The organism is Arthrobacter sp. FW306-04-A (genome assembly GCF_044358315.1).
GTDB lineage: Bacteria > Actinomycetota > Actinomycetes > Actinomycetales > Micrococcaceae > Arthrobacter.
Genome location: NZ_CP084559.1, coordinates 1,667,314 through 1,692,483 on the forward strand (window position 1 = coordinate 1,667,314; position 25,170 = coordinate 1,692,483).

General features: G+C 63.4%; 22 protein-coding genes. 9 read left to right on the forward strand and 13 right to left on the reverse strand.

Going from position 1 to position 25,170, the window contains the following annotated elements; all coding sequences use genetic code 11:
• Nucleotides 1–13: 13 nt before the first annotated feature.
• The gene (gene nrdR, locus LFT43_RS07625; protein ID WP_268022864.1) at nucleotides 14–526 is read left to right on the forward strand and encodes a transcriptional regulator NrdR; all 513 of its coding nucleotides are present in this window, start codon (nucleotides 14–16) and stop codon (nucleotides 524–526) included.
• Between the two features lie 132 nt (nucleotides 527–658).
• Here the strand turns inward: nrdR and ppgK are convergent, their stop codons facing one another.
• Both ppgK and map read right to left on the reverse strand, forming a co-directional pair.
• On the reverse strand, nucleotides 659–1,462 hold the full coding sequence (ppgK, locus tag LFT43_RS07630; RefSeq protein ID WP_395802957.1) for a polyphosphate--glucose phosphotransferase: 804 nt from the start codon (nucleotides 1,460–1,462) through the stop codon (nucleotides 659–661).
• 72 nt (nucleotides 1,463–1,534) lie between these two features.
• The gene (map, locus tag LFT43_RS07635; protein WP_395801936.1) at nucleotides 1,535–2,413 is read right to left on the reverse strand and encodes a type I methionyl aminopeptidase; all 879 of its coding nucleotides are present in this window, start codon (nucleotides 2,411–2,413) and stop codon (nucleotides 1,535–1,537) included.
• A 115-nt stretch (nucleotides 2,414–2,528) separates the two neighbouring features.
• Here map and LFT43_RS07640 point away from each other — a divergent pair, with 115 nt between their 5' ends.
• Nucleotides 2,529–2,693 (forward strand): SPOR domain-containing protein, encoded by a 165-nt coding sequence (locus tag LFT43_RS07640; protein WP_155854374.1) that lies wholly within the window; start codon nucleotides 2,529–2,531, stop codon nucleotides 2,691–2,693.
• A gap of 12 nt (nucleotides 2,694–2,705) precedes the next feature.
• On the opposite strand, the gene panB is transcribed toward LFT43_RS07640, so the two are convergent.
• On the reverse strand, nucleotides 2,706–3,617 hold the full coding sequence (gene panB / locus LFT43_RS07645; RefSeq protein ID WP_395801938.1) for a 3-methyl-2-oxobutanoate hydroxymethyltransferase: 912 nt from the start codon (nucleotides 3,615–3,617) through the stop codon (nucleotides 2,706–2,708).
• A gap of 191 nt (nucleotides 3,618–3,808) precedes the next feature.
• On the opposite strand from panB, the gene glnA (LFT43_RS07650) reads away from it, so the two are divergent.
• The 3 genes from glnA (LFT43_RS07650) to LFT43_RS07660 are packed head-to-tail and all read left to right on the forward strand — an operon-like array spanning nucleotide 3,809 to nucleotide 8,740.
• The gene (gene glnA, locus LFT43_RS07650; protein ID WP_395801940.1) at nucleotides 3,809–5,149 is read left to right on the forward strand and encodes a type I glutamate--ammonia ligase; all 1,341 of its coding nucleotides are present in this window, start codon (nucleotides 3,809–3,811) and stop codon (nucleotides 5,147–5,149) included.
• A 9-nt stretch (nucleotides 5,150–5,158) separates the two neighbouring features.
• Nucleotides 5,159–8,170, forward strand: coding sequence for a bifunctional [glutamine synthetase] adenylyltransferase/[glutamine synthetase]-adenylyl-L-tyrosine phosphorylase (locus tag LFT43_RS07655; protein WP_395802959.1), 3,012 nt, complete (start codon nucleotides 5,159–5,161; stop codon nucleotides 8,168–8,170).
• A 48-nt stretch (nucleotides 8,171–8,218) separates the two neighbouring features.
• Nucleotides 8,219–8,740 (forward strand): GNAT family N-acetyltransferase, encoded by a 522-nt coding sequence (locus LFT43_RS07660; protein WP_395801942.1) that lies wholly within the window; start codon nucleotides 8,219–8,221, stop codon nucleotides 8,738–8,740.
• A 7-nt stretch (nucleotides 8,741–8,747) separates the two neighbouring features.
• On the opposite strand, the gene LFT43_RS07665 is transcribed toward LFT43_RS07660, so the two are convergent.
• Nucleotides 8,748–9,008, reverse strand: a complete 261-nt coding sequence (locus LFT43_RS07665; protein WP_395801944.1) for a hypothetical protein — start codon at nucleotides 9,006–9,008, stop codon at nucleotides 8,748–8,750.
• 219 nt (nucleotides 9,009–9,227) lie between these two features.
• Here LFT43_RS07665 and LFT43_RS07670 point away from each other — a divergent pair, with 219 nt between their 5' ends.
• Nucleotides 9,228–9,392, forward strand: coding sequence for a hypothetical protein (locus LFT43_RS07670; RefSeq protein ID WP_395801946.1), 165 nt, complete (start codon nucleotides 9,228–9,230; stop codon nucleotides 9,390–9,392).
• 172 nt (nucleotides 9,393–9,564) lie between these two features.
• Here LFT43_RS07670 and glnA (LFT43_RS07675) read toward each other — a convergent pair whose 3' ends face one another.
• Complete coding sequence (gene glnA, locus LFT43_RS07675; RefSeq protein WP_395801948.1) at nucleotides 9,565–10,989, reverse strand: type I glutamate--ammonia ligase; 1,425 nt, start codon at nucleotides 10,987–10,989, stop codon at nucleotides 9,565–9,567.
• A gap of 318 nt (nucleotides 10,990–11,307) precedes the next feature.
• Here glnA (LFT43_RS07675) and LFT43_RS07680 point away from each other — a divergent pair, with 318 nt between their 5' ends.
• Nucleotides 11,308–11,745: an RDD family protein gene (locus tag LFT43_RS07680; RefSeq protein WP_268022847.1), complete on the forward strand. Its 438-nt coding sequence runs from the start codon at nucleotides 11,308–11,310 to the stop codon at nucleotides 11,743–11,745.
• A 71-nt stretch (nucleotides 11,746–11,816) separates the two neighbouring features.
• On the opposite strand, the gene LFT43_RS07685 is transcribed toward LFT43_RS07680, so the two are convergent.
• The 3 genes from LFT43_RS07685 to lipB form a co-directional block, all read right to left on the reverse strand.
• Nucleotides 11,817–12,581 carry a DUF4191 domain-containing protein gene (locus LFT43_RS07685; RefSeq protein WP_395801950.1) on the reverse strand — a complete coding sequence of 255 codons (765 nt, stop codon included), beginning with the start codon at nucleotides 12,579–12,581 and terminating at the stop codon, nucleotides 11,817–11,819.
• An 88-nt stretch (nucleotides 12,582–12,669) separates the two neighbouring features.
• A complete protein-coding gene (lipA, locus tag LFT43_RS07690; RefSeq protein ID WP_395801952.1) occupies nucleotides 12,670–13,689 on the reverse strand; it encodes a lipoyl synthase in 1,020 nt (339 codons plus the stop codon).
• A complete protein-coding gene (lipB, locus tag LFT43_RS07695) occupies nucleotides 13,686–14,354 on the reverse strand; it encodes a lipoyl(octanoyl) transferase LipB (protein WP_395801953.1) in 669 nt (222 codons plus the stop codon). The genes lipA and lipB overlap by 4 nt, the downstream gene beginning before the upstream one ends.
• A gap of 145 nt (nucleotides 14,355–14,499) precedes the next feature.
• Here lipB and LFT43_RS07700 point away from each other — a divergent pair, with 145 nt between their 5' ends.
• The gene (locus LFT43_RS07700) at nucleotides 14,500–16,125 is read left to right on the forward strand and encodes a serine/threonine protein kinase (RefSeq protein ID WP_395801954.1); all 1,626 of its coding nucleotides are present in this window, start codon (nucleotides 14,500–14,502) and stop codon (nucleotides 16,123–16,125) included.
• A gap of 14 nt (nucleotides 16,126–16,139) precedes the next feature.
• Here LFT43_RS07700 and LFT43_RS07705 read toward each other — a convergent pair whose 3' ends face one another.
• Complete coding sequence (locus tag LFT43_RS07705; protein ID WP_395801956.1) at nucleotides 16,140–17,039, reverse strand: TIGR01777 family oxidoreductase; 900 nt, start codon at nucleotides 17,037–17,039, stop codon at nucleotides 16,140–16,142.
• 83 nt (nucleotides 17,040–17,122) lie between these two features.
• Between LFT43_RS07705 and LFT43_RS07710 the strand changes: the two genes are divergently transcribed.
• A complete protein-coding gene (locus tag LFT43_RS07710; RefSeq protein ID WP_395801958.1) occupies nucleotides 17,123–20,635 on the forward strand; it encodes a S41 family peptidase in 3,513 nt (1,170 codons plus the stop codon).
• 92 nt (nucleotides 20,636–20,727) lie between these two features.
• Here the strand turns inward: LFT43_RS07710 and LFT43_RS07715 are convergent, their stop codons facing one another.
• The 4 genes from LFT43_RS07715 to lpdA form a co-directional block, all read right to left on the reverse strand.
• A complete protein-coding gene (locus LFT43_RS07715) occupies nucleotides 20,728–21,156 on the reverse strand; it encodes an OsmC family protein (RefSeq protein WP_395801960.1) in 429 nt (142 codons plus the stop codon).
• A 191-nt stretch (nucleotides 21,157–21,347) separates the two neighbouring features.
• Nucleotides 21,348–21,701, reverse strand: coding sequence for a hypothetical protein (locus LFT43_RS07720; protein WP_395801962.1), 354 nt, complete (start codon nucleotides 21,699–21,701; stop codon nucleotides 21,348–21,350).
• A gap of 158 nt (nucleotides 21,702–21,859) precedes the next feature.
• The gene (gene sucB, locus LFT43_RS07725; protein ID WP_395801964.1) at nucleotides 21,860–23,629 is read right to left on the reverse strand and encodes a 2-oxoglutarate dehydrogenase, E2 component, dihydrolipoamide succinyltransferase; all 1,770 of its coding nucleotides are present in this window, start codon (nucleotides 23,627–23,629) and stop codon (nucleotides 21,860–21,862) included.
• Between the two features lie 106 nt (nucleotides 23,630–23,735).
• On the reverse strand, nucleotides 23,736–25,118 hold the full coding sequence (gene lpdA / locus LFT43_RS07730) for a dihydrolipoyl dehydrogenase (protein ID WP_395801966.1): 1,383 nt from the start codon (nucleotides 25,116–25,118) through the stop codon (nucleotides 23,736–23,738).
• Nucleotides 25,119–25,170 lie beyond the last annotated feature (52 nt).

Here is a 25,170-nt window from a genome sequence, read left to right on the forward strand (position 1 = left end):
GGGGAGGCCCAGCGTGTATTGTCCGTTCTGCCGTAACCCCGACTCGCGCGTCGTGGACAGTCGAATGGCCGACGACGGTTCCGCCATCCGCCGTCGGCGGCAGTGCCCTGAATGCGGACGCCGTTTCACCACGGTGGAGACCACTAGCTTGTCCGTCATAAAGCGCTCCGGGGTGGGAGAGCCGTTCAGTCGGATAAAGATCATCAATGGCGTGCGCAAGGCCTGTCAGGGACGGCCTGTCACCGAAGACGACCTCGCTATGCTGGCTCAGGAAGTCGAGGAGAACATCCGCTCATCCGGTGCAGCCGAAATCGACGCCCATGAGGTCGGTCTGGCCATCCTCGGACCGCTCCAGAAACTTGATGAAGTGGCCTATCTGCGTTTTGCCAGTGTTTATCAAGCATTCGAATCCCTGGAGGACTTCGAGTCCGCCATTTCGCTCCTACGCCACGAGGCTGAAACTGCCGCCGCGGAAAACGCGGCGAAGGGGGCCAAAGGCAAGAGCTCCGAGAAGAGCTCCCTCTAGCTCCGGTGGTGGCAGCGGAGGGGAAGCCGCAGCCACCACCGGCACCATTATCGTCCGCCGAATACCGGCAGCGCAGCTCCGGAGACAACCGCGACGTCGGGCACGCGGTCGTCCATCCGGAATGCTGCCGCGCTACTTCGCAAGCTTGTGGTGCAGCGCGACGTCCAGGGCCGCCCCCACGATTCCAGCGTCGTTCTTCAGCTCCGCCGTGACGATGCGGGTACGCAGGTCCAAGTGCGGGAAGTATTCATCCGAGCGCTTCGAAATACCGCCACCGATGATGAAGAGCTCGGGGGAGAATAGGAATTCGACGTGGGAAAGGTAGCGTTGCAGCAGCACGCTGTACTCTTCCCAGCTCAAGCCGTCGCGTTCACGGGCGACCGCGGAGGCCTTCGTTTCAGCGTCGTGGCCGTCCACTTCGAGGTGGCCGAGCTCGGCGTTGGGGACCAGGTGCCCGTTGAAGATGAAGGCCGAACCTATACCGGTGCCGAGCGTAATGACGAGGACGGTGCCATCGACGCCTTCGCCCGCTCCGTAGCGGGCTTCCGCGAGACCGGCTGCGTCGGCGTCGTTGATGACCTCGACGGGACGATCCAGGCGCTTGGTGAGAAGCGAATCAATGTCGGTGTCTAGCCAGGACTTGTCCACGTTGGCGGCCGAGCGGACCACGCCATGCTGGATGATTCCCGGGAAGGTTACTCCAACAGGCGAGCCCTCGGCAGGGGCGTCCGAACGGGCAGACAGCTCGTCGACGATCTGCGCGATCACTTCGGCGACTGCTTCGGGCGTCGCGGGCTGCGGCGTGGGAATGCGCAGGCGGTCCCCGAGCAGCTTGCCCTTTTTGAGATCGACGATGCCGCCCTTGATACCGGTGCCACCGACGTCAATGCCGATCAGCGGGCCATTCTTGTGGATCTTCTCATCCTTCTTGGTCAATGCGTGTCCGTTCATGGCAGGAGGGGTGGGCATGTCGCAGCACGAACGGCTGCAGGTGACCTTCCGGAGAGCTTAAGGAAGAGTCAGGATTTCGGCGCCGGTCTCGGTGACCAACAGGGTGTGTTCAAATTGCGCGGTCCGCTTGTGGTCCCGGGTGACTACGGTCCAGTCATCGGGCCACATATCCCATTCGATTGTTCCGAGGGTGAGCATGGGCTCAATCGTGAAGACCATGCCCGCCTCGATCACTGTGTTGTAGGCGGGCGCGGCGTCATAGTGGGGGATGATCAGTCCGGTGTGGAAGGCCTCACCAACACCGTGACCGGTGAAGTCGCGGACCACACCATAGCCGAAGCGCTTCGCGTAGGACTGGATAGCCCGGCCGATCACATTGATTTCGCGGCCGGGAGCCACTGCCTTGATGGCACGGTTGAGAGACTCTTGGGTGCGTTCAACCAGCAGGCGTGATTCTTCGTCCACGTCTCCCACCAAGAAGGTGTAGTTGGTGTCACCGTGAACGCCGTTGATGTAGGCCGTGATGTCGATGTTCAGGATGTCCCCGTCCTGCACAAAGGTGCTGTCGGGAATGCCGTGGCAGATGACCTCGTTGAGGGATGAGCACAGGGACTTGGGGAAGCCCCGGTAGCCAAGGGTTGACGGGTACGCGTGGTGGTCCAGAAGGAACTCGTGGCCAACCCGGTCCAGTTGGTCCGTGGTGACGCCGGGCTCGACGTGCTTTCCTACCTCGACGATCGCCTGGGCTGCAATTTTGCTGGCGACGCGGATTTTCTCAATGGTTTCCGCCGATTTGACCTCTGAGCCGGTGAACTTTGCCGGTGCAGGCTTGCCGACATACTCCGGACGCGGGATGGACGCCGGTACTGGCAGCTGTGGGCTGACAGTTCCTTGGGTGAGCGTGCCGATGGGTGCGGTCAGGGCGGGAGAAGGCATAGATTGATCATATAAGGGACGCACGAGACGCAAGTAACTAAGTTGCTAAATAACGGCCCGGTCGATGGGCCAAAGCCCCCGCCAATGCTTCGGCGGGATTCGCAGAGGAGAAACCGTGGCGGAGTACTGGTACAACGTTCAGACACACCAGATCGAAGAGGACGCGTTGTCTGACTGGACCCAGTTGATCGGTCCTTACAAGACCCGCGAGGAAGCGGAGCACGCCCTGGAAAAGGTCAAAGCCCGCAACGACGCCTGGGACAAGGACGACGAGGACTGAAAGTGCGTTCTCCTAGAAAGAGTGTTCCGGGCCGGGGAACTGGCCGGACCTGACGTCGTCGGCGTACGCCTTGGCCGCGTCGCTGAGTGTGGTGCGCAGATCCGCGTATTGCTTGACGAACTTGGCCATCTTCCCGCCACGCAGACCGGCCATGTCCTGCCATACCAGAACCTGGCCCGTGGTCGCATTGCCGGCGCCGATCCCTATGGTGGGCACTTCAATGGCGGCGTCGACGGCGGCTGCAGTTTCCGCGGGGACCATCTCCATGAGCACACAGAACGCTCCGGCGTTGGCGAGGGCAACTGCGTCCTCCACCAGGCGGGCGGCATCCTCGCCCCGGCCTTGGACGCGGTAGCCGCCCAACGAATGTTCGCTCTGGGGCGTGAAGCCGATGTGCGCCATGACGGGAATGCCTGCCTGGACCATGGCCCGGACTGTTCCGGCGTAGAAGGCGCCCCCTTCGATCTTGACGCCGTGTGCCAGCCCTTCCTTCAGGAAACGGACACCGGTTGCCACTGCCTGCTCCGGCGAGACTTCGTAGCTGCCAAAGGGAAGGTCGGCCACTACCAAAGCACGCTTGGCGGACCGGGCTACCGCTCGGCACAGCGGGAGGAGTTCATCGACCGTTACGGGGAGGCTCGTTTCATTTCCAAAGACATTGTTGGAAGCCGAATCGCCAATCAGCAGGACCTCGATGCCGGCCTGATCGAAGATTTCAGCCGTGTACTGCTCGTAGGCGGTCAACATCGCAAAGCGCTCACCCTTGGCCTTGGCTTGTTGAAGGTGGTGCGTCCGGATCCTGGCAGGAGCCTTCGGTGCGGAAGCGTCCGTTGAAGCCGCTGAACCTGCTGCAGCAGGCCCGGTTCCGTAAGGAGCAGGAACATCGGCGGGCATGCTGGAATCAGAACTGTTGCTTGGGGCCATGAATAGAGCGTATGCGGTAGTGGCCGTCCTAGCCACCGGCGCATGAGGAGCCTCACATTTGTAAACGCTGTGTTACGCGAACTGGGGGTGCAGCCATTCGGGGCCAATGCTTAGTAGAGTGAATGCTGAGTTGTCGTCGGCTTCGAACCCTCGAACCGACGGCATGGACGTTGACCCGGAAATGAGGCCTCATGGACCGCCAGCAAGAGTTCGTTCTGCGAACTATCGAAGAGCGTGATGTGCGCTTCGTACGCTTGTGGTTTACCGACGTCGTCGGTTCCCTGAAATCGGTGGCACTGGCCCCCGCAGAAGTGGAAGGCGCCTTCGAAGAAGGCCTGGGTTTTGACGGCTCGGCCATCGAAGGCCTCGCCCGGGTGTTCGAGTCGGACATGCTGGCCCAGCCAGACCCCTCCACGTTCCAGATCTTGCCGTGGCGTGGTGAGACTGAGCAGACCTCCAGGATGTTCTGCGACATCCTGACCCCCGACGGCGAGCCGTCCGCTGCCGATCCCCGGAACGTGCTCAAGCGCACCCTCGCCAAAGCGGCGGACATGGGGTTCACCTGCTACACGCATCCCGAGATCGAGTTCTACCTCCTGAAGTCCCAGGATCTTGACCCCAACGGCGTCCCTGTTCCCGTTGACGAGGGCGGCTACTTCGACCACGTACCCGGTGGCGTGGCACAGGACTTCCGCCGCACTGCCGTGACCATGCTTGAATCCGTGGGCATTTCGGTGGAGTTCAGCCACCATGAGGGCGGTCCTGGCCAGAATGAGATCGATCTCCGCTACGCGGACGCCCTCCAGACTGCGGATAACATCATGACCTTCCGCACGGTCATCAAGGAAGTGGCCCTGCAGCAGGGCACGTATGCCACGTTCATGCCCAAGCCTTTCACCGACCACCCGGGGTCCGGCATGCACACGCACTTCTCACTGTTCGAGGGTGACACCAACGCCTTCTACGAAGCCGGCGCCGAATTCCAGTTGTCCAAGACCGCACGCCAGTTCATTGCCGGTATCCTCCGGCACGCCCCGGAGTTCACGGCGGTCACCAACCAGTTCGTGAATTCCTACAAGCGTCTCTGGGGTGGCGGCGAAGCCCCGAGCTACTTGAGCTGGGGACATAACAACCGTTCCGCGCTGGTTCGTGTGCCGCTCTACAAGCCGGGCAAGGGCCAGTCCGCGCGGATCGAATACCGCGGGATCGACTCTGCCACCAACCCTTACCTGGCGTACGCCGTGTTGCTGGGCGCCGGGCTCAAGGGCATCGAGGAAGGCTATGAGCTTCCGGCCGCCGCGGAGGACGATGTCTGGTCGCTGACCTCGGCCGAACGCAAAGCGATGGGCCACACCCCGCTGCCGGCGAGCCTCCATGACGCCATACGGGCCATGGAAGATTCAGAGCTGGTGGCGGACATCCTCGGTGAACAAGTCTTTGACCACTTCCTGCGCAACAAGCGTGCGGAATGGCAGGACTACCGGCTCCAGGTCACGCCCTACGAGCTCAAGCGCAACCTCGGCATTCTCTAGGCCGTGAGTGTGAGCCTGGCCCGCCGGCTCATCTCAGCCGGCTTCAGCGACCTTGAGAAGGGTGAACGGTTTCTTGCCGCCCGTGAACTCGACGGCATCGACCAAGACACAATCTTTGCCGGGCTGCACCTCAGCGCCAACCCGGACACCGCTCTCCAGTCGCTTGTCCGCCTGATTGAGAAGCACCCCTCACTCAAACAGCTCGCGGGGGAGCACACGGATCGCAGCGAGCCGCTGTACCGCCTGCTGGGGGCATCCGAGGCCCTGGGGGAGTTCCTCATCAGGCATCCGGAGCATCTGGACGTCTTCGATGTCCGCGTCAGTCCCGAGCCGTTATCCGCCGACGCCGGTGAACTGCGGATGAAGCTCCTCCGTTCGGTCAAAGCGGACCCCAACTCTCCCCGGCCCGTCGCGGGAATATCGGGACCGGCCGCATACACCGCTCTTCGGACGGCCTACCGGCGGGGATTGACCGAACTGGCCATCAAGGACCTCTGCGCCGCCAGCCCCCAGGACTTCATGCCCGCCGTCGGCGCCGAACTGGCCGACCTCGCCGGTGCGGCGATAGAGGCCGCACTGGCAGTGGCCCGGGCGGAAGCCGCGGCGACTTTCGATGTCGCGGATATTGCCGGCGTCGGGCTGGCTGTCATCGGCATGGGCAAATGCGGTGCCCGCGAGCTCAACTACATTTCCGACGTCGACGTCATCTACGTGATCGAGGCGCCGGACCTGGAGGACTCCGAGGCCGCGACCATCGGTACGGTCCTCGCCGCCGGCATCTCCCGCGCGATTTCCTCGACGGCGCCCGAACCCGGGCTGTGGGAGGTCGACGCGAACCTGCGCCCTGAAGGAAAGTCGGGTCCGCTGGTCAGGACGCTTCCCTCGCACTTGAGCTATTACGCGAAATGGGCGGAAAGCTGGGAATTCCAGGCGCTTCTCAAGGCCCGGACCATCGCAGGGGACAGGGACCTCGGGGCACGGTACGAGCAAGCCGTCCAGCCACTCGTGTGGGCTTCTGCCGGCAGGGAAGGCTTCGTGGAATCCGTGCAGGCGATGCGTCGCAGGGTCACCAACAACATTGCCCCGGCGGAGGAACAGCGCCAAATCAAGCTGGGTCCCGGCGGGCTGCGGGACGTCGAGTTCACCGTGCAGCTCCTGCAACTCGTCCACGGAAAGTCCGATGAAACGCTCCGTTGCCGGGATACGACGTCGGCAATCTCCGCCCTTTCCGCGGGCGGCTACATTGGCCGGGTGGATGCCGCCGCTTTCGACGCAGCCTACCGCTATCTGCGGGTTCTTGAGCACCGGATCCAGTTGTTCCAGATGCGTCGGACGCACCTCATGCCTACCAGCCAGGAATCGCTGCGTTTCCTCGCCAAGGCCGTCCTGGGCCCGTTTTCCACCGGCAGGCCCCATCCTGATGCCTTGATCGAAACCTGGCAGAAGACCAAGCGGTCCGTTCGGGAACTGCACGACCGGATCTTCTACCGGCCCCTGCTCAACACTGCCGCGAAGTTGAGTAGCGAGGACGCCCGGCTCACCCCGGAAGCCGCACAAGGCCGTCTCGCGGCGCTGGGCTACCGCGACCCGCAGGGCGCCATGCGCCACATAGAAGCCCTCACGGCGGGAGTCAGTCGCCGCGCCGCCTTGCAGCGGCAACTGCTTCCCATCCTTCTCGGCTGGCTCGCCGAAGGAGTAGACCCCGACGCCGGCTTGCTGGCCTTCCGGCGTGTCAGCGAAGCCCTCGGAACCACCCATTGGTATCTCGGAATGCTCCGGGACTCGCAAGCGGCAGCCGAGCGGCTATGCCACGTGCTTTCCAATTCCCGGCTGATCGCGGACCTCCTGGAGGTTTCCCCGGAATCCGTTGCCTGGCTTGGTGCCGACAAGGAACTCGTGCCCCTAAGCTTTGAAGCTCAGTGGCAGGAAATCCAATCCAAGATGTCACGGCATGCCGATCCCGAGAATGCAATGCGGCTCATCAGGCTTATCCGGCGCCGGGAGATCCTCCGGATTGCCATCGCGGACAGTTCCGGCGTCCTGGAGCAGGATGCAGTGGGCACGGCATTGGCCGACGCTGACCGAGCGGCCGTACTAGGTGCCCTGCATGTCGCTGAGGCCATCGTGGCCTCAGAGGGGCCACTCAAAACGCAGGTCCTGGTGGTTGCGATGGGCAGGCAAGGCGGACGCGAGATCGGCTACGGCTCGGACGCAGACGTCATGTACGTCCATCGCGCCCTTCCCGGAGCGAGTGAATCCGAAGCCCAGCAACAGGCCCTTGCCATTGTTGGTCACATTTCCACCCTGCTGACCCAGCCCCTCAAGCCGGCCATCCTGGCCGAGCGGGTCCTGACCGTTGACGCCGATCTTCGCCCTGAAGGGAAGAACGGCGCCATGGTCCGCTCCCTGGAGTCCTACGCCGAGTATTACCGCCGGTGGTCCCTTATCTGGGAAGCCCAGGCGCTGCTGCGGGCCCAACCCATGGCGGGTAACGACGAATTGGCGGCGGAATTCCTCTGGCTCATCAACCCAATCCGCTACCCGAAGGCCCTCGCCGAGACGGATGTGCGGGAGATCCGACGGGTCAAGGCGCGCGTCGAATCCGAACGGCTCCCCAGGGGGGCCGATCCCGCGAGGCATGTGAAGCTCGGTAGGGGCGGACTCAGCGACGTCGAATGGCTTGTGCAGCTGCTGCAGCTCCAGCACGCAGGTGAGCATCCGCGGCTCCGGACCACTTCCACCCTGCAGGCCCTCGACGCGATTGAGTCGTTGGGACTGATCGACAAGGGTGACATCGTGTTGCTCCGCGAGGCTTGGCGGCTCGCGAGCCGTATCCGGTCGGCGAATGTGATCTGCACCGGGCGCGCCTCTGATCTCTTGCCTGCCTCCCGGCGGGACCTGGAGGCCGTTGCCCGGTGGTGTGGTTACGCCCCTGGCCAAGCCGCAGTTTTCGAAGAGGATTACCTGCGGCTGAGCCGAAGGACCCGGGCCGTGTTTGAAAAGGACTTCTACGGCCAGTGATCCCAGGTTCGCGTCGCCGGGCGCAGCGGGGACAGCTAAGCTCGAAAGATGCTTGAAACGGTGTGGCTCATTCCCTTGAAGAATCTCGACGACGACGCCCGAGCCATCAAACTCGGCGACATCGCGGGTATGGAATTGGCCGGGGGGCAGGAAGACTTCGTCGGCGACCCTTTCAAGATGATGCTCATGGGCCTGGAGGACGAAAGCCGCCTGCCGTATGTGATCGAAGCGGCCGGCGCCGCCGTTGGAGTCTTCACTTTGCAGGCCGGTGCGGCAACCCTGGCAGGCTGGCCTGACGACGATTCTGCCTGGCTTTTGCGAGGGTTCCTGATCGACCGGCGGCTCCAAGGGAGAGGCTTGGGTACGCAGGCTGCAGCGGCGGCTGTTCGGGAAGCGGTGAAGGTGACGGCGAGGATGGGTGGCGGCCAGGCCGGCGTCGTGCTCTCCGTCAACGAGCGCAATCCTGCCGGCAAGGCCGCATACGCAAAGGCGGGCTTTGCCGCGGCGGGCATGTACCTGGGTGGCTCAGCCGGGCCGCAATGGACGATGTACCGGAATTTCGGCGACTGAGCGGTATCTAAGACTCGACGAGCGTCACGATTGTTTCGGGTCGCACGCCGTCGAATTTCATCGCGTCGGCCGCGGTTTCGGACTCCATCATTCGCTGGAACGTTTCCATGTCGGGGACTTCGACGATCAAACCAACACGGTTGGTTTTTGCCGGGTCGACGAACGTTCGAACTGTGAAGCCCAGGGGTCCGAAGATTTCTTCCCGTTTCGGTGAGCTGAGCCAGTGCTCAACGTCGTCGACTTCATGGAAGATCATTAGCGTTGTCATCGTTTGCCTCTGCTTTCAGAAGTTGCGTCAGGAGCCGGATGAGAGGGGACTCGCCTGAGGCATCCTGATCACGCTGAACGTACCACTACCTTCACTGCGGCGACAGGCATTTTGGGTTCCGGATTAGAATAATAAGCATGCTTACAGTAAGGTTGCTGAGGTTTGCACAGCGATAAAGGCAATCATCAGAATGTTTACGACTGAAACGGACGGTACATCATGAATGTCATCCTCGGAATCGTCGCGGTCATCGCGATCGTTTTCTTTATCATTGGCGGCACGGTAAAGGCCTTGGGGTTCCTTCTCTGGATCGCTCCGATTCTGATCGTCTTGGCGATCATTGTCTTCCTCTTCCGGTTGATGAGCGGGCGCCGGAGGGTGTAGGGAAAATTGGGGGGTCCGATCCCGGCGAATCCGGGGCCTTTCACACCAGGAACGGCTGTGTCTTAACGGACACAGCCGTTCTTGTTTGGTGTGCGAATTACCCTGCGAACGTTAACGCAGAAGGGGCCACGGACGCTTGCCCATGACCCCTTCTTGCTTCTTGCGGTGTTACTTAGACGCCGTAGTAGAGCTCGAACTCGTACGGGTTCGGGCGCAGGGACAGCGGACGGATCTCGTTCTCGTACTTGTACTCGATCCAGGTGTCGATCAGGTCCTGGGTGAAGACGCCGCCGGCCTGTAGGAACTCGTTGTCCTCAGCCAGCGCGGCCAGTGCTTCCTCAAGGGAACCCGGAGCCTTGGGGATGTCCTTTGCTTCCTCGGCGGGCAACTCGTACAGGTCCTTGTCGATCGGCGCCGGGGGCTCGATGCGGTTGCGGATGCCGTCGATTCCAGCCATCAGCTGTGCAGCGAACGCCAGGTACGGGTTGGACGAGGGGTCCGGAGCGCGGAACTCGATGCGCTTGGCCTTGGGGTTGGAGCCCGTGATCGGGATACGGATACCGGCAGAGCGGTTGCCCTGCGAGTAAACCATGTTGACCGGAGCTTCGAAGCCCTTGACAAGGCGGCGGTAGGAGTTGACCGTCGGGTTGGTGAACGCGAGCACGGCCGAGGAGTGCTTCAGCAGGCCGCCGATGTACCAGCGTGCAGTATCGGAAAGGCCCGCGTAACCCTTTTCGTCGTAGAACAGCGGCTCGCCGTTGCTCCACAGCGACTGGTGGCAGTGCATGCCCGAACCGTTGTCACCGAAGATCGGCTTCGGCATGAAGGTGACGGACTTGCCGTACTCCCAGGCGGTGTTCTTGACGACGTACTTGAACTTCTGCAGGTCGTCAGCGGCGTGCACCAGCGTGGTGAACTTGTAGTTGATCTCTGCCTGGCCTGCGGCGCCAACTTCGTGGTGGGAGCGCTCAACCTCGAGGCCAGCTTCGTCCAAGGCGATGCACATCGCGTCACGCAGATCGGCCTGGTGGTCGACCGGGGAAACGGGGAAGTAGCCGCCCTTGAAGGGGGTCTTGTAGCCGAGGTTACCGCCTTCTTCTTCGCGGTTGGTGTTCCACGGTGCTTCGATGGAGTCGATCTTGTAGGACGAGCCCTGCGGGGAAGACTCGAACTGGACGTTGTCGAAAACGTAGAACTCAGCCTCGGGAGCGAAGAATGCGGTGTCGGCAATGCCCGTGGAGGCGAGGTAGGCCTCAGCCTTTTCGGCAACGCCTCGCGGGTCACGGTGGTACGGGTCACCGGTGCGGGGGTTCACGATGGAGAAGTTCAGGGCCAAGGTCTTCTCAACGCGGAAAGCGTCAATGAAGGCCGTGGTGGGGTCCGGGATGAGCTGCATGTCGGACTCGGCAATGCCCTGGAAACCGCGGATGGAAGATCCGTCAAAGAGCTGACCGTTGACAAAGAAGTCAGCGTCAACGCTCTTGGCCGGCACGTTGAAGTGCTGCTGGATGCCCGGAAGATCGGTGAAGCGGATATCGACGAACTTAACGTCTTCGTCTTTGATGAACTTGAGGACTTCGTCCGCAGTCTTGAACATCTATGCTCCTAACGCATAACAGGTAACAGGCCCTCGGGCCGTCTGGTCCAGCGCAAACCGAAAGCAGGGAGACAAAAAAGTATCCCTGCTGCGGCGGCTAGCAACTTCTCTAACCATAGGGATAAGGGATTTCCCAGGGGTGTCAGTATTGTTTCGTGCAGGTTACAGAACTGCCTGCCGTGTAAACGCTACTGGTCTACTGCAGTGCCAGTCTATGTCTTCCCGCTGTGTGTCTGTTTCCTTGTGAACTCAGCGAACGTTCCACCACGCGCCGCCACCCGCCGTCGGGCACCCGATGTGAAGCCGTAAGCTTGAACCGTGGTTGATCGAAAAGACATTGGTTCATGGCTCACTGGGCCGGATACGTCCGGAATCTCCAAGTACCCCGGAGAGCGGCTCGGGCTGCCTGAGTCCGGTCCCGGCTCCATCGCCCGGGCCGGCCGCCGTATCCTGGCGATCTGCATCGACTGGGTCATTGCCTTGGCGATCAGCAACTTTGCCTTCGGTGGCAACCAGTGGGCAACGCTTGCAGTCTTTGCGGTGGAACAGATCCTTCTCATCGGCACGCTCGGCTACAGCATCGGACACCGGGTTGCGGGCATCCACGTGGTGCGGCTCGGTGGAGGGCCGGCAGGGCCCCTGGCTGCCGTGGTAAGGACGCTTCTCCTTTGCCTCGTGATTCCCGCGGTTGTGTTTGATCCTGATCAGCGTGGCCTCCATGACAAAGCCATGAACACGATTCTCATCCGGATGTAACTTTCTGCAGACAAAGAACCGCCCGGTTCCTGGATAACTCCGGGAACCGGGCGGTTCTTTGTCTGTCGTCTTCAGCGTCCGCGGGCTGCCTTGCGGTCGGGGCGTGCCTTGTACGGGTCGATGCCCTTCGGGATCGGCAGACGGTTGCCGAGTGACGAGATCCGCTTGCTCACAGCGTTGACCTCAACCTTGGTGAGCTCGTTCTTGTACTTGTTCATGGTCTTTGCAATCTGGCTGATTGGCACCTGGCCCTCGCCACGACCGCTTTCGATGACGTGGATCGTCACATTCGGGAGAATGCGGGAGAGCTTCTTGCGCTCGGCCTCAGCCAGCGGCTTGACCCGGTGTGAAGGTCCTTCGGTCACCAGTACGACGCCGGGACGGCCGATGGCGCGGAAGACCGCGTCCTGGGTGCGCGGGTTGACGGCGACCGGCTGGTCTTCCGTGATCCAGCCGCGGCGCAGGGTTCCCAGAGCCGCACCTGAGGCTCCAGGCTGGTTTTCGATCTGCGCAAAGGCTGCCCGCTCCGCGCGGCGCGAGAGGATGAAGACCGCTGCAAGCAGGCCCAAGGGGACGCCGATGATCAGGCCCGTGACCCAGTTGTTCAAGAGGAGACCGACGACGAGGCTGACGGCAACGACACCAAGGAACGCCAGCAGCATGAGCCACACAACCGTGGGGTCATTGCGGCGGGTCATCTTGAAGACCTCGCCGATCTGCTTCAGCTGGCTCGGCTTCTTGGCCTTGGCTTCCTTGGGCTTGCGGGAAAACAAGCCGCGCTTGGGAGCGTCGGCAGCCGATGTTGTCGAGTTGCTGGAATCAGGGGATTTCGCCATAGTGCCTTAATTCTACGTGATTTATGCCAAAGGACCGGACGCCGGATTTGTCCGCGGTCCGGTCATTCGACCGTACTTTGCTCGGGTGCTACGCGTGGTGTGCGAGGAGGGTGCTGGCTTCCTGGCGGGTGGTGCCGGAGTCCTGGATGCCGTCGGCGATGTGGGCCAGGTGGGCGGGGATGTCGCGGCCTTTTTTGCGCATCGCGGTGGCCCAGAGGCGTCCGGCGCGGTAGGAGGAGCGGACCAGGGGTCCGGACATGACGCCGAGGAAGCCGATCTGCTCGGCTTCGGCGGCGAGCTCGACGAATTCCTGGGGCTTGACCCAGCGGTCCACGGGCAGGTGCCGTTCGGAGGGGCGCAGGTACTGGGTGATGGTGATCAGGTCACAGCCCGCGGCGTGCAGGTCGGCGAGGGCTTCGGAGATTTCCTCGCGGGTTTCGCCCATGCCCAGGATCAGGTTGGACTTGGTGACCATGCCGGCGTCCCGGCCCTGGGTGATGACGTCCAGGGAGCGGTCGTAGCGGAACGCGGGGCGGATGCGCTTGAAGATCCGGGGCACGGTCTCGACGTTGTGCGCGAACACCTCCGGGTTCGAGTCGCAGATGGCGGCGATGTGTTCGGGTTTGCCGGAGAAGTCCGGGATGAGCAGTTCCACCCCGGTGCCGGGGTTCAGTTCGTGGATCTTGCGCACGGTTTCGGCGTAGAGCCAGACGCCCTCGTCGGCGAGGTCGTCCCGGGCGACGCCGGTGACGGTGGCGTAGCGCAGGGCCATGGCCTGGACGGAGCGGGCCACCTTGGTGGGTTCGAACCGGTCCACGGGGGAGGGTTTGCCGGTGTCGATCTGGCAGAAGTCGCAGCGGCGGGTGCATTCGGAGCCGCCGATCAGGAAGGTTGCTTCCTTGTCTTCCCAGCACTCGAAGATGTTCGGGCAGCCGGCCTCTTCACAGACGGTGTGCAGGCCTTCCTTTTTCACGAGGTTCTTCAGGCCCACGAATTCCGGGCCCATCTGGACCTTGGCCTTGATCCACTCGGGCTTGCGTTCGACCGGGACGGCTTTGTTGCGCTGTTCAACGCGCAGCAGCTTACGGCCTTCAGGTGCCAGGGTCACTGGATTGCTCCTTCGGGGCTGGATACGAGTGCTTCTTCGTGCTTGCGGAACTCTTCCTTGAAGCGCTCAGCGATGTCGGCGGGGTTGATGGTCCGCCCGGTCTCGAGGGACATGGTGGTGACACTGGCATCCGTGATGCCGCATGCGATGATCTGCGCGTAAGGTGCGAGATCGTTGCTGCAGTTGATGGCCACGCCGTGCATGGTGACGCCGTCGAGGACGCGGATGCCGATCGCAGCGATTTTGCGGTCCGGACCCTTGTCATCTGCCAGGACCCAGACGCCCGCCCGGCCCTTGACCCGGGTGGCTTTGATCCCGTAGTCCTCCATGATCGCGATCATGACGTCTTCGAGACGCTCGACGTAGTCACGGATGCCGGCGCGGTTCTTCAGTTTGAGGATGGGGTAGGCAATCAGCTGGCCCGGCCCGTGCCAAGTCAGTTTGCCTCCCCGATCCACAGGGACAACGGGAGTGCCGTCAAAAGGACGCTCATGGTCCTCCGTGAGCTTGCCTGCCGTGTAGACCGCCGCGTGCTCGAGGAGCAGGACGGTGCTGGGTTTCTCGCCCGCAACAACTTTGTTGTGGAGTTCGCGCTGGATATCCCAGCCCTGCATATAGTCCACGAAATCCGGGGCAAGACCCAGCTGTGAAAACTCAAGAGTCATGGGGACAAGCTTAGACCCCGCTGGACGGAGCCCATGATTTTGTGGCCAAGCTCTCAGTTGTGACTCGGCTAGGTCCCGCGGCGCCTTCCACCCTGCCTGTGGATAACTTCTGCGGCAATCCGGGAATTCCGGTATCTGTTGACGCATGGAGATTTTTGCCCCCGGCACGGGTGGTCAGGACGACTCGGGCGCCATGCGCTCCCAGGAGACGGACCCTGCCGAACCCGTGATTCCCGGCTTTGTGCCCGTCCGTGAGCTTGGCCGCGGCGGAAGCGCCACGGTATGGCTCGCCATGGAGAAGCGCTCGGGGAGCAGCTTCGCCGTGAAATGCCTTCCCCGGAGACCAGAGATGGGGGACCCGGGCGACGCCGAATCTTCCATGCTTCGTGAGCTGCACCTTCTGTCCCGGCTGGACCACGAGCACCTTGTCAAGGTGCGTCGCGTCGTCCAATTGGGAGGGGCGTCCGACGGCGGCCTGGGCTTGGTCATGGATTACGCGCCCGGGGGTTCGCTGGGGCAATTGCTCTCCAGCAGGGGGCGCCTCAGCGTGGGGGAGACAGTGACTATCCTTACCCCCCTCGCGCAGGCTTTGGCCTATCTGCACCACCAGGGCATGACGCATTCCGACGTTTCGCCGGGGAACGTGCTTTTCACTGCCCAGGGGAAACCGCTCTTGTCGGATTTGGGCGTTTCGCGCATGGTGGGAGATGCTGCCGGCGTCCCGGACTCCGGTACGCCCGGCTTCGCGGATCCGGGACCGATCGGCAGTGGGGCTGCGGAGCTCCACCCTGAGCGCGATACCTACGCCCTTGCCGCCCTTGGCTGGTATTGCCTCACCGGCTCCGCCCCGGACAGTGCGGCCCGCAGGCCACCGCTGACGCTCCTGGTGCCGGCAGTCCCCGCTGCCCTCGCCGCTGCCATCGAGGCCGGACTTCATCCAGAGAGGCAGCAAAGGCCTTCCGTGGCGGAACTTGGTATCGCCATCTACCGGAGCGCGGCACCGGCAGCTGTGGACCTTTCGGATGCGGTGCACGCGACGGTTGTTCCGGAACTGCTGACCCGGCGTCGGGCTTCTCATACTCGTACGAGACGGACCCGCATCAAGGCATTTTTCGGCCGTTTCCGTTGGCGATGGGGAGGGCGAACAGGCCGGTCGGCAGCTGCGCTCGTTTCCGCACGACGGCGGGCGGCGCCCATCGTGCTCGCCCTCGGGACACTGGTGGTGGCCGGATCGACAACCGCGGTGTGGTGGGCCGGTGATCGAGGACCGGGAACTGCGCAGCAAGCGCAGAGGCCGGCACAGGCGCAGGGGCGGGAAGAGCCCAGACAGATGGGTTCCGCCCTCGACGGCGTTCCCGCAGCTGTACAGGTGCAGATCCGCTCCCAAAACCCCGAAGAAGCCATCAGGGGACTGTCGGCCCTCCGGGACAGGGCGTTCAGTACCGGCAAGTTTGAACTACTGGAATACATCAATGTGGAAGGCTCTGCGGCAGCTGCTGCCGACCGCAAAGTCAGGGACGGATTGGACAGCGCCGGCGTCGTTCTTTCGGGTTTCTCCACCACTTTGATCAGCACGGGCGTGGAAGGTGCTGCCGGCCGCGAGCACGCGACGGTTGCCGTCACCTTGGAGACCTCAGCCTATGAAGAACGGGATGCCAGGGGGCAAGTGGTCCGCGTGCGTCCCGCCGGCAAACCTCAAGAACTCAGGGTGGTCCTTTTGCGTGACAGCGAGGGGTGGAAGATCGCCGAGATCCTGGCTAGGCAGACGTGAGTGGAAAAGGGTGATCAGTTGCCGCCGCTTGCCACCCATCGGGCCGCGTCAGCCAATGCGGGGTGCTGCCAGTCAAAGCCGGCGGCCATGAGCTTGGCCGGTTCCATGCGCTGGTTGGCAAGAACCAGTTCCTCTGCCAGATGGCCACCCAAGACGAGACGCAGCGCCGGGGCAGGTACGCGGAGGAACGCTGGCCGGTGGAGCGCTGCCGCCAGCTGGGCAACGATCGCGTTGACGTCGGCACTTTCGGGGGCGCAGACATTGACGGGACCCTCAAGCGGCGAGTCGAGCAGGTATTCGAAAGCGGACACTTCATCCACCAAGGAAATCCATGGCCAGTATTGCCGACCATTTCCTAGCGGACCACCCACACCTAACTTCAATAGTGGCAGGAGTGGCCCCAGCGCCCCGCCGTCAGGACTGAGGACCACGCCGGTGCGCGGGGTTACGACCCGCACGCCCGCAGGGGCCGTGCGGGCGGCGGCCTCCCAATCAACGCACAAGGTGGCCAGCATGCCGTTGCCCGGTCCCGTTTCCTCGCGGAGCAGACCGGCACGGGACGAGCCGTAGTAGCCTGACGCTGACTGGCTCAGAAACGTTCCGGGAGGGGTTCCGAGCCGTTCCATGGCCGTGGTGAGTGTTTTTGTTGACCGCAGGCGCGAGTCGATGATTTCCCGCACGCGTGTTTTAGTCCAGCGGCGGTCCCCGATGCCCGCCCCGGAGAGATTGACCACCGCGTCTGCACCGTCCAGGACCGTCTCGTCCAATTGCCCCGCGCCAGGATCCCACTGTGCCTCGCCGGTTCCTGTTGGTGGGCGGCGAACTAGCCTGACGACGTCGTGCCCCTTGCGAAGAAGACGCTCGGTCAGCGCGGTTCCGATAAATCCCGATGCACCCGAAATCACGATTCGCATGCCTCATCACATCATGGCGAGCGTCACTTCGGCACTCCGGCAGGCCTCAGGGAGCTTGCTTCTCCTTTGACTATGATCGAACAATGACCTCCTCCAGCTACTTCCGTTTCCCGCATTTGCACGGTGATCTACTCACCTTCGTAGCCGAAGACGACGTTTGGATCGCGCCCGTGGCCGGAGGCCGCGCGTGGCGGATTTCAGCCCAGCAGTTGCCCGCACGCAATCCGCGCTTCAGCCCGGACGGCAAGCGGCTTGTCTGGACGACGATCGTCGGCGCAGCTCCAGAGGTGGTGACAGCAGAGGTCGACGGCGGCGGGTACCGGCAGTTGAGCTACTTTGGCCACAGCACTACCCGGGTCAAGGGATTCACGTCCGGGGGCGACGTTGTGGTCACCTCCGCTTTCGAACAGGCCGAGGGGCGGCACACCCACGCCTACGCCTTACCGCTTGACGGTGGCCCCGCCGTCGAACTTCCCTTCGGTCCGGTGGAATCGCTGGTGTTCGGTCCGGAAGTGGGAGATGAGCGTCCTGTTGTCCTCGCCAGTGTGCTCTCGCGTGAGCCGGCTTGGTGGAAACGGTATCGCGGCGGTACAGCTGGAAAGCTGTGGATCGACGCCGACGGGAACGGCGAGTTCGCCCGTCTGGTCCCCGAACTCGACGGGAATCTCGCTGACCCGCTGTGGGTAGGTGGCCGGATTGCCTTCCTTTCGGACCACGAGGGTTACGGAAATCTCTACTCCGTGCAGCCCGACGGAACCGATCTGCGCCGGCACACCGATCATGAAGATTTCTATGTCCGGCACGCTGCGAGCGACGGCAAGCGGGTCATCTTCGAATCGGCCGGCGAGTTGTGGATCCTTCCGACGCTCGAGGCCGATGCAGAGGCGGTACGGGTCCACATTACGCTCGGCTCGGCATCGCAGTCGCGCCGGCCGGCACCCCTCAAGGTTGCCGCCCATTTGGGCGAAGTATTCCCGAATGCCGCAGGTTCGGCCAGCGCGGTGGAATCCCACGGAACCATCCACTGGCTGCGCCACAAGGACGGGCCGTCCCGGGTGGTCGAAGGGACTCCGGGAGTGCGGGCAAGGCTTCCGCGGCCCCTCATCGACGGTCGTATCGCCTATGTGGCGGACCACGACGGCGTCGACTCCGTTTACATCAAGAGGATCGCCCCGCGTGTTCCGAGGCCAACCCTCGCACCTCCGGTCCATGACGCGGCCACAGTGGCGCCCGAGACCGACGTGCCGCCCGCATCCGACGAGGCTGGTGCCGATCAATTGCCCCGCCCGGTCTCTGCGTCAGCCATCGCGGGACAGCCGGTGATGCCCGAGGTTCGGCATGCGCAGCCGCACACGGAAGCCGCTCCGGCTTCAGAGGGCAGCGCAGCGGTGTTCGACGTCGCTCCGGAGAGCCAGGCGGACGAGCTGCGGATCGATTTCCAGCGGATCGACTTCCCCAAGGCAGCCCGCCCGAGCGCCCTTGAGGCTAGCCCTGATGGCCGACGGCTTGCTGTAGGCACAGCATTCGGTGACGTCTACGTGGCCGACACGGACAACGGCACTTTGTCGCTGGTTGTGAGCGTGGGGGATGGCAGCATTGACGGACTCGCGTGGTCGCCGGACTCACAATGGCTCGCGTGGGCCGAACCTGTGACGTCGTTTGGTTCGCGGAGCAAGCTGCGGATGGTCAATGCAGCCAGCCCGGAAAACATTGTGGATGTCACCGATGGCCGTTTCTGTGACGAATCACCGGCATTCACCCCCGACGGCAAGTTCCTGGCGTTCCTGTCGAATCGCAGTTTTGATCCCGTCTACGACGGCCATGCGTTCGATTTGTCCTTCCCCAGCCCCATCAAGCCGTACCTCGTGGCACTCGCGGCAGACACTCCCTCTCCCTTCGGGCCGGTCGTGGACCTGTTCGACGAGGAGGAGGCCAAGGCTGCCCCAGGAGCGAAAGACGGCGCGACTGTCCGGGTCAGGGTGGACCTTGACGGCCTGGCACTGCGCGTCATCGGCGTCCCGGTGCCGCAAGGCAACTATTCGGATCTTTCTGCCTCCAGCGACGCGCTGTTGTGGCTGGACACCCCGCTTTCAGGCGTTACCGGAGAAGGGCGGGGGAAGGTGCAGGACAAGGCACCGGCTCCCGCTTTGGTCCGATATGAGCTTTCGAAGCAAAAGCAGGTCACCTTGGCTTCGGCGGTTGAGCGCTACCGGGTGTCCGGCGACGGCAAGAAACTGGTCTTCGTCAACGACAAGCAGGTTATTGCCGTGCCCTCGGACACCAAGGTTGATGATGACTCAGGTGAGCGCGTCAACGTTGAGCTCAACCGGATCCGGGTCATCATGGATCCGCTGGCTGTGTGGGGGCAGGCGTTCGACGAAGCATGGCGGCTGCAGCGGGACTTCTTCTGGACCGAGGACATGGCCGGCCAGGACTGGGAATCGGTGCACCGCCTGTACCGTCCCGTCGTCGAACGCCTGGGATCGCACGACGACCTGGTAGACCTCCTGTGGGAACTCCATGGCGAGCTCGGTACCTCCCACGCCTATGTGCGTCCGGCGGCCGCGGGTGAACCCGGCAGCAACGGACAGGGCCGGCTCGGTGCCGATCTTAAGTTCACGGAGGCTGGCTGGAAGATCACGCGTATCCTCGCGGGAGACTCCTCGGACCCCCTGTCCAACTCGCCGTTGACGCGGCCCGGAGCCGACGCGAAGGTGGGCGATGTCGTCCTGGCGATTGACGGCGTCGGGCTTTCAGCGGACCGTGCTCCGGCCAAACAACTGGTGGGCGCTGCTGGCCGCACCGTGGAACTCACTCTCCTCAATGGCGATGGACACGGTGACGCGGCTGGTCGGCAGAGGCGTATTGCCGTGGTTCCGGTGAAGGACGAGGAACGCCTGCGGTACCAGGAATGGGTGCACGCCAACCGGCGTACTGTGCGCGAGGCCTCGGACGGAAAGTTCGGCTACTTGCACGTGCCGGACATGATGGCCAACGGCTGGGCACAGCTTCACAGGGATCTCGATACCGAAACCGCGCTGGATGGGTTGATTGTCGATGTCCGGCGCAACCGCGGCGGCCACACGTCCCAACTGGTGGCTGAGCTGATCGGCCGCAAGGTCACGGGCTGGAGCATGCCCCGCGGCGAGAAGCCACGAACCTACCCCCATCACGCTCCGCGGGGACCGGTCATTGTCCTCGCCGACGAATTCGCCGGCTCCGACGGCGACATCATCACGCAGGTGTCCAAGCTCCGCGGCATCGGCCCGGTCATCGGCACGCGGACTTGGGGAGGAGTTGTGGGCATTGACAACCGCTTCTCCCTGGCCGACGGCACCGGTGTGACCCAGCCGCGTTATGCCACGTGGTTCTCCGGCGGCATCGGCTGGAGCGTGGAGAACTTCGGGGTTGAGCCCGACATCGAAGTGGTGTTCCCGCCCCACGCTTACGCAGCGGGCATGGATCCCCAGTTGGAGTACGGGATCGGCGCGCTCAAGGAAATGGTCCAGGAATTGCCCACTGACCGGCCTCCCCTCCGCGAAGGCTACCGTAAGGTCCGTCCGGCTGCGCTGCCCGCGAGGCCGCAACGGGGCTGAGCCAACCCGCCGGGCGAAGGCCCGGATCGGCCAACGCGAAAGACCCCGCCAACCCCTGAAATGGGGGAGGGCGGGGCCTTTCGCGCTTAGCGCTAGGAAGCCAAAGAGGCTTCCAGCGTGATCGGGGTTGCCCGGAGTGCCTGTGAGACGGGGCAGTTCACCTTGGCGTCTTCGGCCAGGCGCTGGAATTCTTCTTCGGAGACACCCGGGATGCGTGCGCTCACGGTCAGGTGGACGCCGGTGATGCCAACACCTGGCTGGAACGTGACGTCGGCCTTGGTGTTGACCTCTTCGGGGGTGAAGCCTGCGCCTGCCACGCCGCTACTGAAGGCCATCGAGAAGCATGCCGAGTGTGCTGCTGCAATCAACTCTTCCGGGCTGGTCTTGCCCTCTGCGGACTCCGCGCGGGCCTTCCAGGTGACGTCGAAGTTTCCGAGTCCGGAGCTGTCCAGCGTGGTGTTGCCGGCGCCTTCGATCAGGTTGCCGTTCCATACGGTGTGTGCGGTGCGTGTTGTAGCCATGTCCACTCCTCAGCGTCGTTGTGAATTGGCATCCGGATGCCGGATACCGCCGGGTTCAATCCTAAGGATTCGACGACGACGGTGCAGCGCTTGTCCGCTCTCAGAGGATTGTGACCACGAAGGCTTTCGAAGACCAGACGGAGACGGCCGCCCGGACGGTGGGTCCAAGCGGCCGCTTATCGATCAGGGAATTACTGCCAGATCGTGGCGATGGCGATGTTAACCAATGCCAATCCGCCGACGCCGTGTGCCAGGCCGGTGGACACCGGTTCGCCCTTCTTGACCTTGCGCGAGCCAATGACGGCGAGCACTGCCACGGCGAGGCCGATGGCGAACTTGATACCGAGTTTGAAGTAGTCAGGGTGGGCGTTGGGCAGCATGGGCAGGATTCCCATCATGGCAATGCCGGTGATCAGCTGCACGAATGCGCCATCCCGCTGACGCGGGTGGACGGTCGGCTGCTTCATGGTGGCGATCCAGAAGCCCACAATCATGGCTGCGCCGACGATGTGCAAGAACAGCAGGACGTTGAAGAGAATACTCATGGCTCCAGCTTAGCCAGAATCTTCTACGTGCCGTAGCAAAGCCGCGGAGCAAAGTGCGAGCACAAAACGGGACAGGCTCCGGCGGTTTCCCACCGGAGCCTGTCCCGTCGTCGTGATCCGCACCGTTAGGCGGTGCGGTTGCTACGTCATGACCGGAATCAGAGACCCAGGTCAGCTTCGAAGGCACCTTCCTCAAGGCGGGCCTTGAGGGTCTGCAGGAAGCGGCCGGCGTCGGCGCCGTCGACCAGACGGTGATCGTAGGTCAGGGACAGGTACATCATGGAGCGGACGGCGATCGAGTCGTCGCCGTTCTCGTCAGCAACCACCACCGGGCGCTTGACGATGGCGCCGGTGCCCAGGATTCCCACCTGCGGCTGGTTGATGATCGGCGTGTCGAACAGGGCGCCGACAGAACCGATGTTGGTGATGCTGAAAGTACCGCCGGACAGCTCGTCCGGACCGATCTTTCCCTGGCGGGTGCGGCCGGCGACGTCGGCGATCTTGCTGGCCAGGCCCGCAAGGTTCAGGTTGCCGGCGTCGGAAATGACCGGAACCAGGAGGCCCTTGTCGGTGTCTACCGCAATCGCGAGGTGTTCCGCATTGTGGTAGGTGATTTCCTGCTTGTCTTCGTCATAGGCAGCGTTCAGCTTGGGGTGCTGCTTCAGTGCTTCGGCGACCGCCTTGGCGATGAACGGCAGGAAGGTGAGCTTGACGCCGTTCTGGGCTTCGAAGGAACCCTTGGCCTTGAGCCGGAGCTTGGCGATCTTGGTCATGTCGACCTCATGCACCTGGGTCAGCTGCGTGGAGGTTTCGAGCGACTCGCGCATGCGGCGGGCGATGACCTGGCGGATGCGCGGAGCTTTTTCCACGGTCCCGCGCAGCGAGGAGGCAACCACGGGAGCGGCGGCAGGCTTGCTGGGGGCCGCAGTAGCTGCGGACGCCGGCGCGGGAGCAGCAGCAGCTGCCTTCTTTGCTTCGGCCGCGGCGAGCACGTCCTGCTTCCGGATCCGGCCACCGACGCCGGTGCCCGCGACGGTGGTGATGTCGACACCGTTCTGGTTGGCAAGCTTGCGGACGAGGGGGGTGACGTAGCCGGATTCTGTCGAAGCCGAAGCCGAAGCCGCGGCCTGTGCCGGGGCCGAGGCCGCTGCGGATTCGGCAACCGGAGCCGGAGCTGCGGCGGGTGCCGCTGCCGGTACTGCCTCAACAACGGGCGCGGGGGCTGCCGAAGCGGGGGCTGCGGCCGGAGCGGCTACGGCTGGTGCGGGAGCAGCTTCGGGTGCCGGTGCCGGTGCAGCGGCACCGGGGGCCCCGGAGCCGATGACGGCAAGGACTGATCCGACTTCAGCAGTGTCGTCTTCGTTGACGCGGATTTCCAGCAGGGTACCGGCAACAGGGGAGGGGATTTCGGTGTCGACCTTGTCGGTGGACACCTCGAGGAGCGGCTCGTCGACCTCGACGGTGTCGCCGACGGCCTTGAGCCAGCGGGTGACGGTGCCTTCGGTGACGCTTTCGCCCAGGGCCGGGAGGGTCACATCGTGGCCCGATGCCGGGGCAGAAGCTGCTGCGGGTGCCTCAGCCGCCTTTGCTGCCGGGGCCGGTGCTGCTTCAGGAGCTGGTGCTTCTGCCGGGGCGGGAGCCGCCGGTGCCTCTGCCACGGGTGCGGCCGCGGGAGCTGCAGCGCCGTTGCTGCCGCTACCGATCCGGACCAGGGGAGCGCCGACTTCGGCGGTCTCGTCTTCCGCTACGAGGATCTCTTCGATGATGCCGGCAATAGGAGACGGGATTTCAGTGTCTACTTTGTCGGTGGAAACTTCGAGCAGGGGCTCGTCGACTTCCACTCGGTCACCAACCTGCTTGAGCCAGCGAGTGACGGTGCCTTCGGTGACGCTTTCACCAAGGGCGGGCAAGTTAACGGATTCAGACATGTCGTCCCCGTTCTCCTTATTGATCTTTAGTGCGGATGAGTGGTGCCTGCTGGGGTCCTGCGCCCGCAGTTCGTGCGGGCGCAGGACCGGGTGTCTTGCGTGAGACTTAGCCGTGGAGCGGCTTGCCCGCCAGGGCGAGGTGGACTTCGCCCAGGGTCTCGTTCTGCGTCGGGTGTGCGTGGATGAACTGAGCCACGTCCTCCGGGTGTGCTTCCCAGTTGACGATCAGCTGTGCTTCGCCGATCTGTTCACCCATACGGGAGCCGATCATGTGGATGCCGACGACGGGGCCGTCCTTCTGGCGGACGACCTTCACGATGCCGCCGGTGCCCAGGATGGAGCTCTTGCCGTTGCCGGCCAGGTTGTATTCCTGGGTCTGGACCTGGTCCTCGCCGAACTTCTCCTTGGCCCCCTTTTCGGTGTAGCCAACGGTGGCGATTTCAGGTTCGCAGAAGGTGACCTTCGGGACGTTCACGTCTTCGACGACCACCGGTTTCAGGCCGGCGATCTCTTCGGCGACGAAGATGCCCTGCTGGTACCCGCGGTGAGCCAGCTGGACGCCGGGGACGATGTCGCCGACGGCGTAGACGTTGCCGACGCCGGTGTGCAGGCGTTCGTTGGTGATGACGAAGCCGCGGTCGAGGGTGATGCCTGCTTCTTCGTAACCAAGGTTGGCAGTGACCGGGCCACGGCCTACGGCAACCAGAAGGAGATCGGCTTCAAAGGTCTGGCCGTCAACCAGGGTGACCTTCACGCCGTTGTCATCCTGCTCGACGCCCTGGAAGAAGACGCCGGTGCTGAACTTGATGCCGCGCTTCTTGAAGGCGCGCTCAAGATTCTTGACGATGGCGGTGTCTTCGTTGGGAACGAGGGAAGGGAGGCCTTCAACGATGGTGACGTCGACGCCGAAGGACTTCCACACGGAAGCGAACTCGACGCCGATGACGCCGCCGCCGAGGACGATGACACTCTTCGGGATGTAGTCCATGGTCAGCGCTTCGTCTGAAGTGATGACCCGGCCGCCGATTTCGAGGCCAGGCAGCGAACGGGAGTACGAGCCGGTGGCGAGAACAATGTTCTTACCCTTGTACGCAGTGCCGTTGACTACCACGGTGTCGGTGCCCTGGAGCTTGCCTTCGCCTTCGATGACCGTGATGCCCTTGGACTTGATGAGTCCCTGAAGGCCCTTGTACTTACCGGCGACGATTCCGTCCTTGTAAGCGTTCACGGCAGTGATGTCGATGCTGTCCAACGTGACGTTGACGCCGTACTTGGCCGAATCGCGTGCGTGATCGGCCAGTTCGGCCGAGTGCAGCAGTGCCTTGGTGGGGATACACCCGTTGTGCAGGCAGGTTCCGCCGAGCTTTGCCTTCTCGACGAGACCAACGGTGAAACCAAGCTGAACGGCACGCAGAGCCGTGGCGTAGCCGCCGCTGCCGCCGCCGAGTACCAGGATGTCGAATTCTTGCGCAGTTGCCTGATCGGCCACTAGGACGCTCCCTCGCGTGAGCGATGACACGCGACTACGCGTCATCTGGTCT

Bases quoted from the DNA above. Each gene is read 5' to 3' on its own strand.
- LFT43_RS07705 (WP_395801956.1), bottom strand. From the start codon at position 17,039: ATGCGAATCGTGATTTCGGGTGCATCGGGATTTATCGGAACCGCGCTG.
- glnA (WP_395801948.1), bottom strand. From the start codon at position 10,989: ATGTTCAAGACTGCGGACGAAGTCCTCAAGTTCATCAAAGACGAAGAC.
- lipB (WP_395801953.1), bottom strand. From the start codon at position 14,354: ATGACTCTTGAGTTTTCACAGCTGGGTCTTGCCCCGGATTTCGTGGAC.
- sucB (WP_395801964.1), bottom strand. From the start codon at position 23,629: ATGTCTGAATCCGTTAACTTGCCCGCCCTTGGTGAAAGCGTCACCGAA.
- LFT43_RS07685 (WP_395801950.1), bottom strand. From the start codon at position 12,581: ATGGCGAAATCCCCTGATTCCAGCAACTCGACAACATCGGCTGCCGAC.
- LFT43_RS07715 (WP_395801960.1), bottom strand. From the start codon at position 21,156: ATGGCTACAACACGCACCGCACACACCGTATGGAACGGCAACCTGATC.
- LFT43_RS07710 (WP_395801958.1), top strand. From the start codon at position 17,123: ATGACCTCCTCCAGCTACTTCCGTTTCCCGCATTTGCACGGTGATCTA.
- LFT43_RS07700 (WP_395801954.1), top strand. From the start codon at position 14,500: ATGGAGATTTTTGCCCCCGGCACGGGTGGTCAGGACGACTCGGGCGCC.
- LFT43_RS07660 (WP_395801942.1), top strand. From the start codon at position 8,219: ATGCTTGAAACGGTGTGGCTCATTCCCTTGAAGAATCTCGACGACGAC.
- LFT43_RS07670 (WP_395801946.1), top strand. From the start codon at position 9,228: ATGAATGTCATCCTCGGAATCGTCGCGGTCATCGCGATCGTTTTCTTT.
- glnA (WP_395801940.1), top strand. From the start codon at position 3,809: ATGGACCGCCAGCAAGAGTTCGTTCTGCGAACTATCGAAGAGCGTGAT.
- LFT43_RS07720 (WP_395801962.1), bottom strand. From the start codon at position 21,701: ATGAGTATTCTCTTCAACGTCCTGCTGTTCTTGCACATCGTCGGCGCA.
- panB (WP_395801938.1), bottom strand. From the start codon at position 3,617: ATGGCCCCAAGCAACAGTTCTGATTCCAGCATGCCCGCCGATGTTCCT.
- LFT43_RS07665 (WP_395801944.1), bottom strand. From the start codon at position 9,008: ATGACAACGCTAATGATCTTCCATGAAGTCGACGACGTTGAGCACTGG.
- map (WP_395801936.1), bottom strand. From the start codon at position 2,413: ATGCCTTCTCCCGCCCTGACCGCACCCATCGGCACGCTCACCCAAGGA.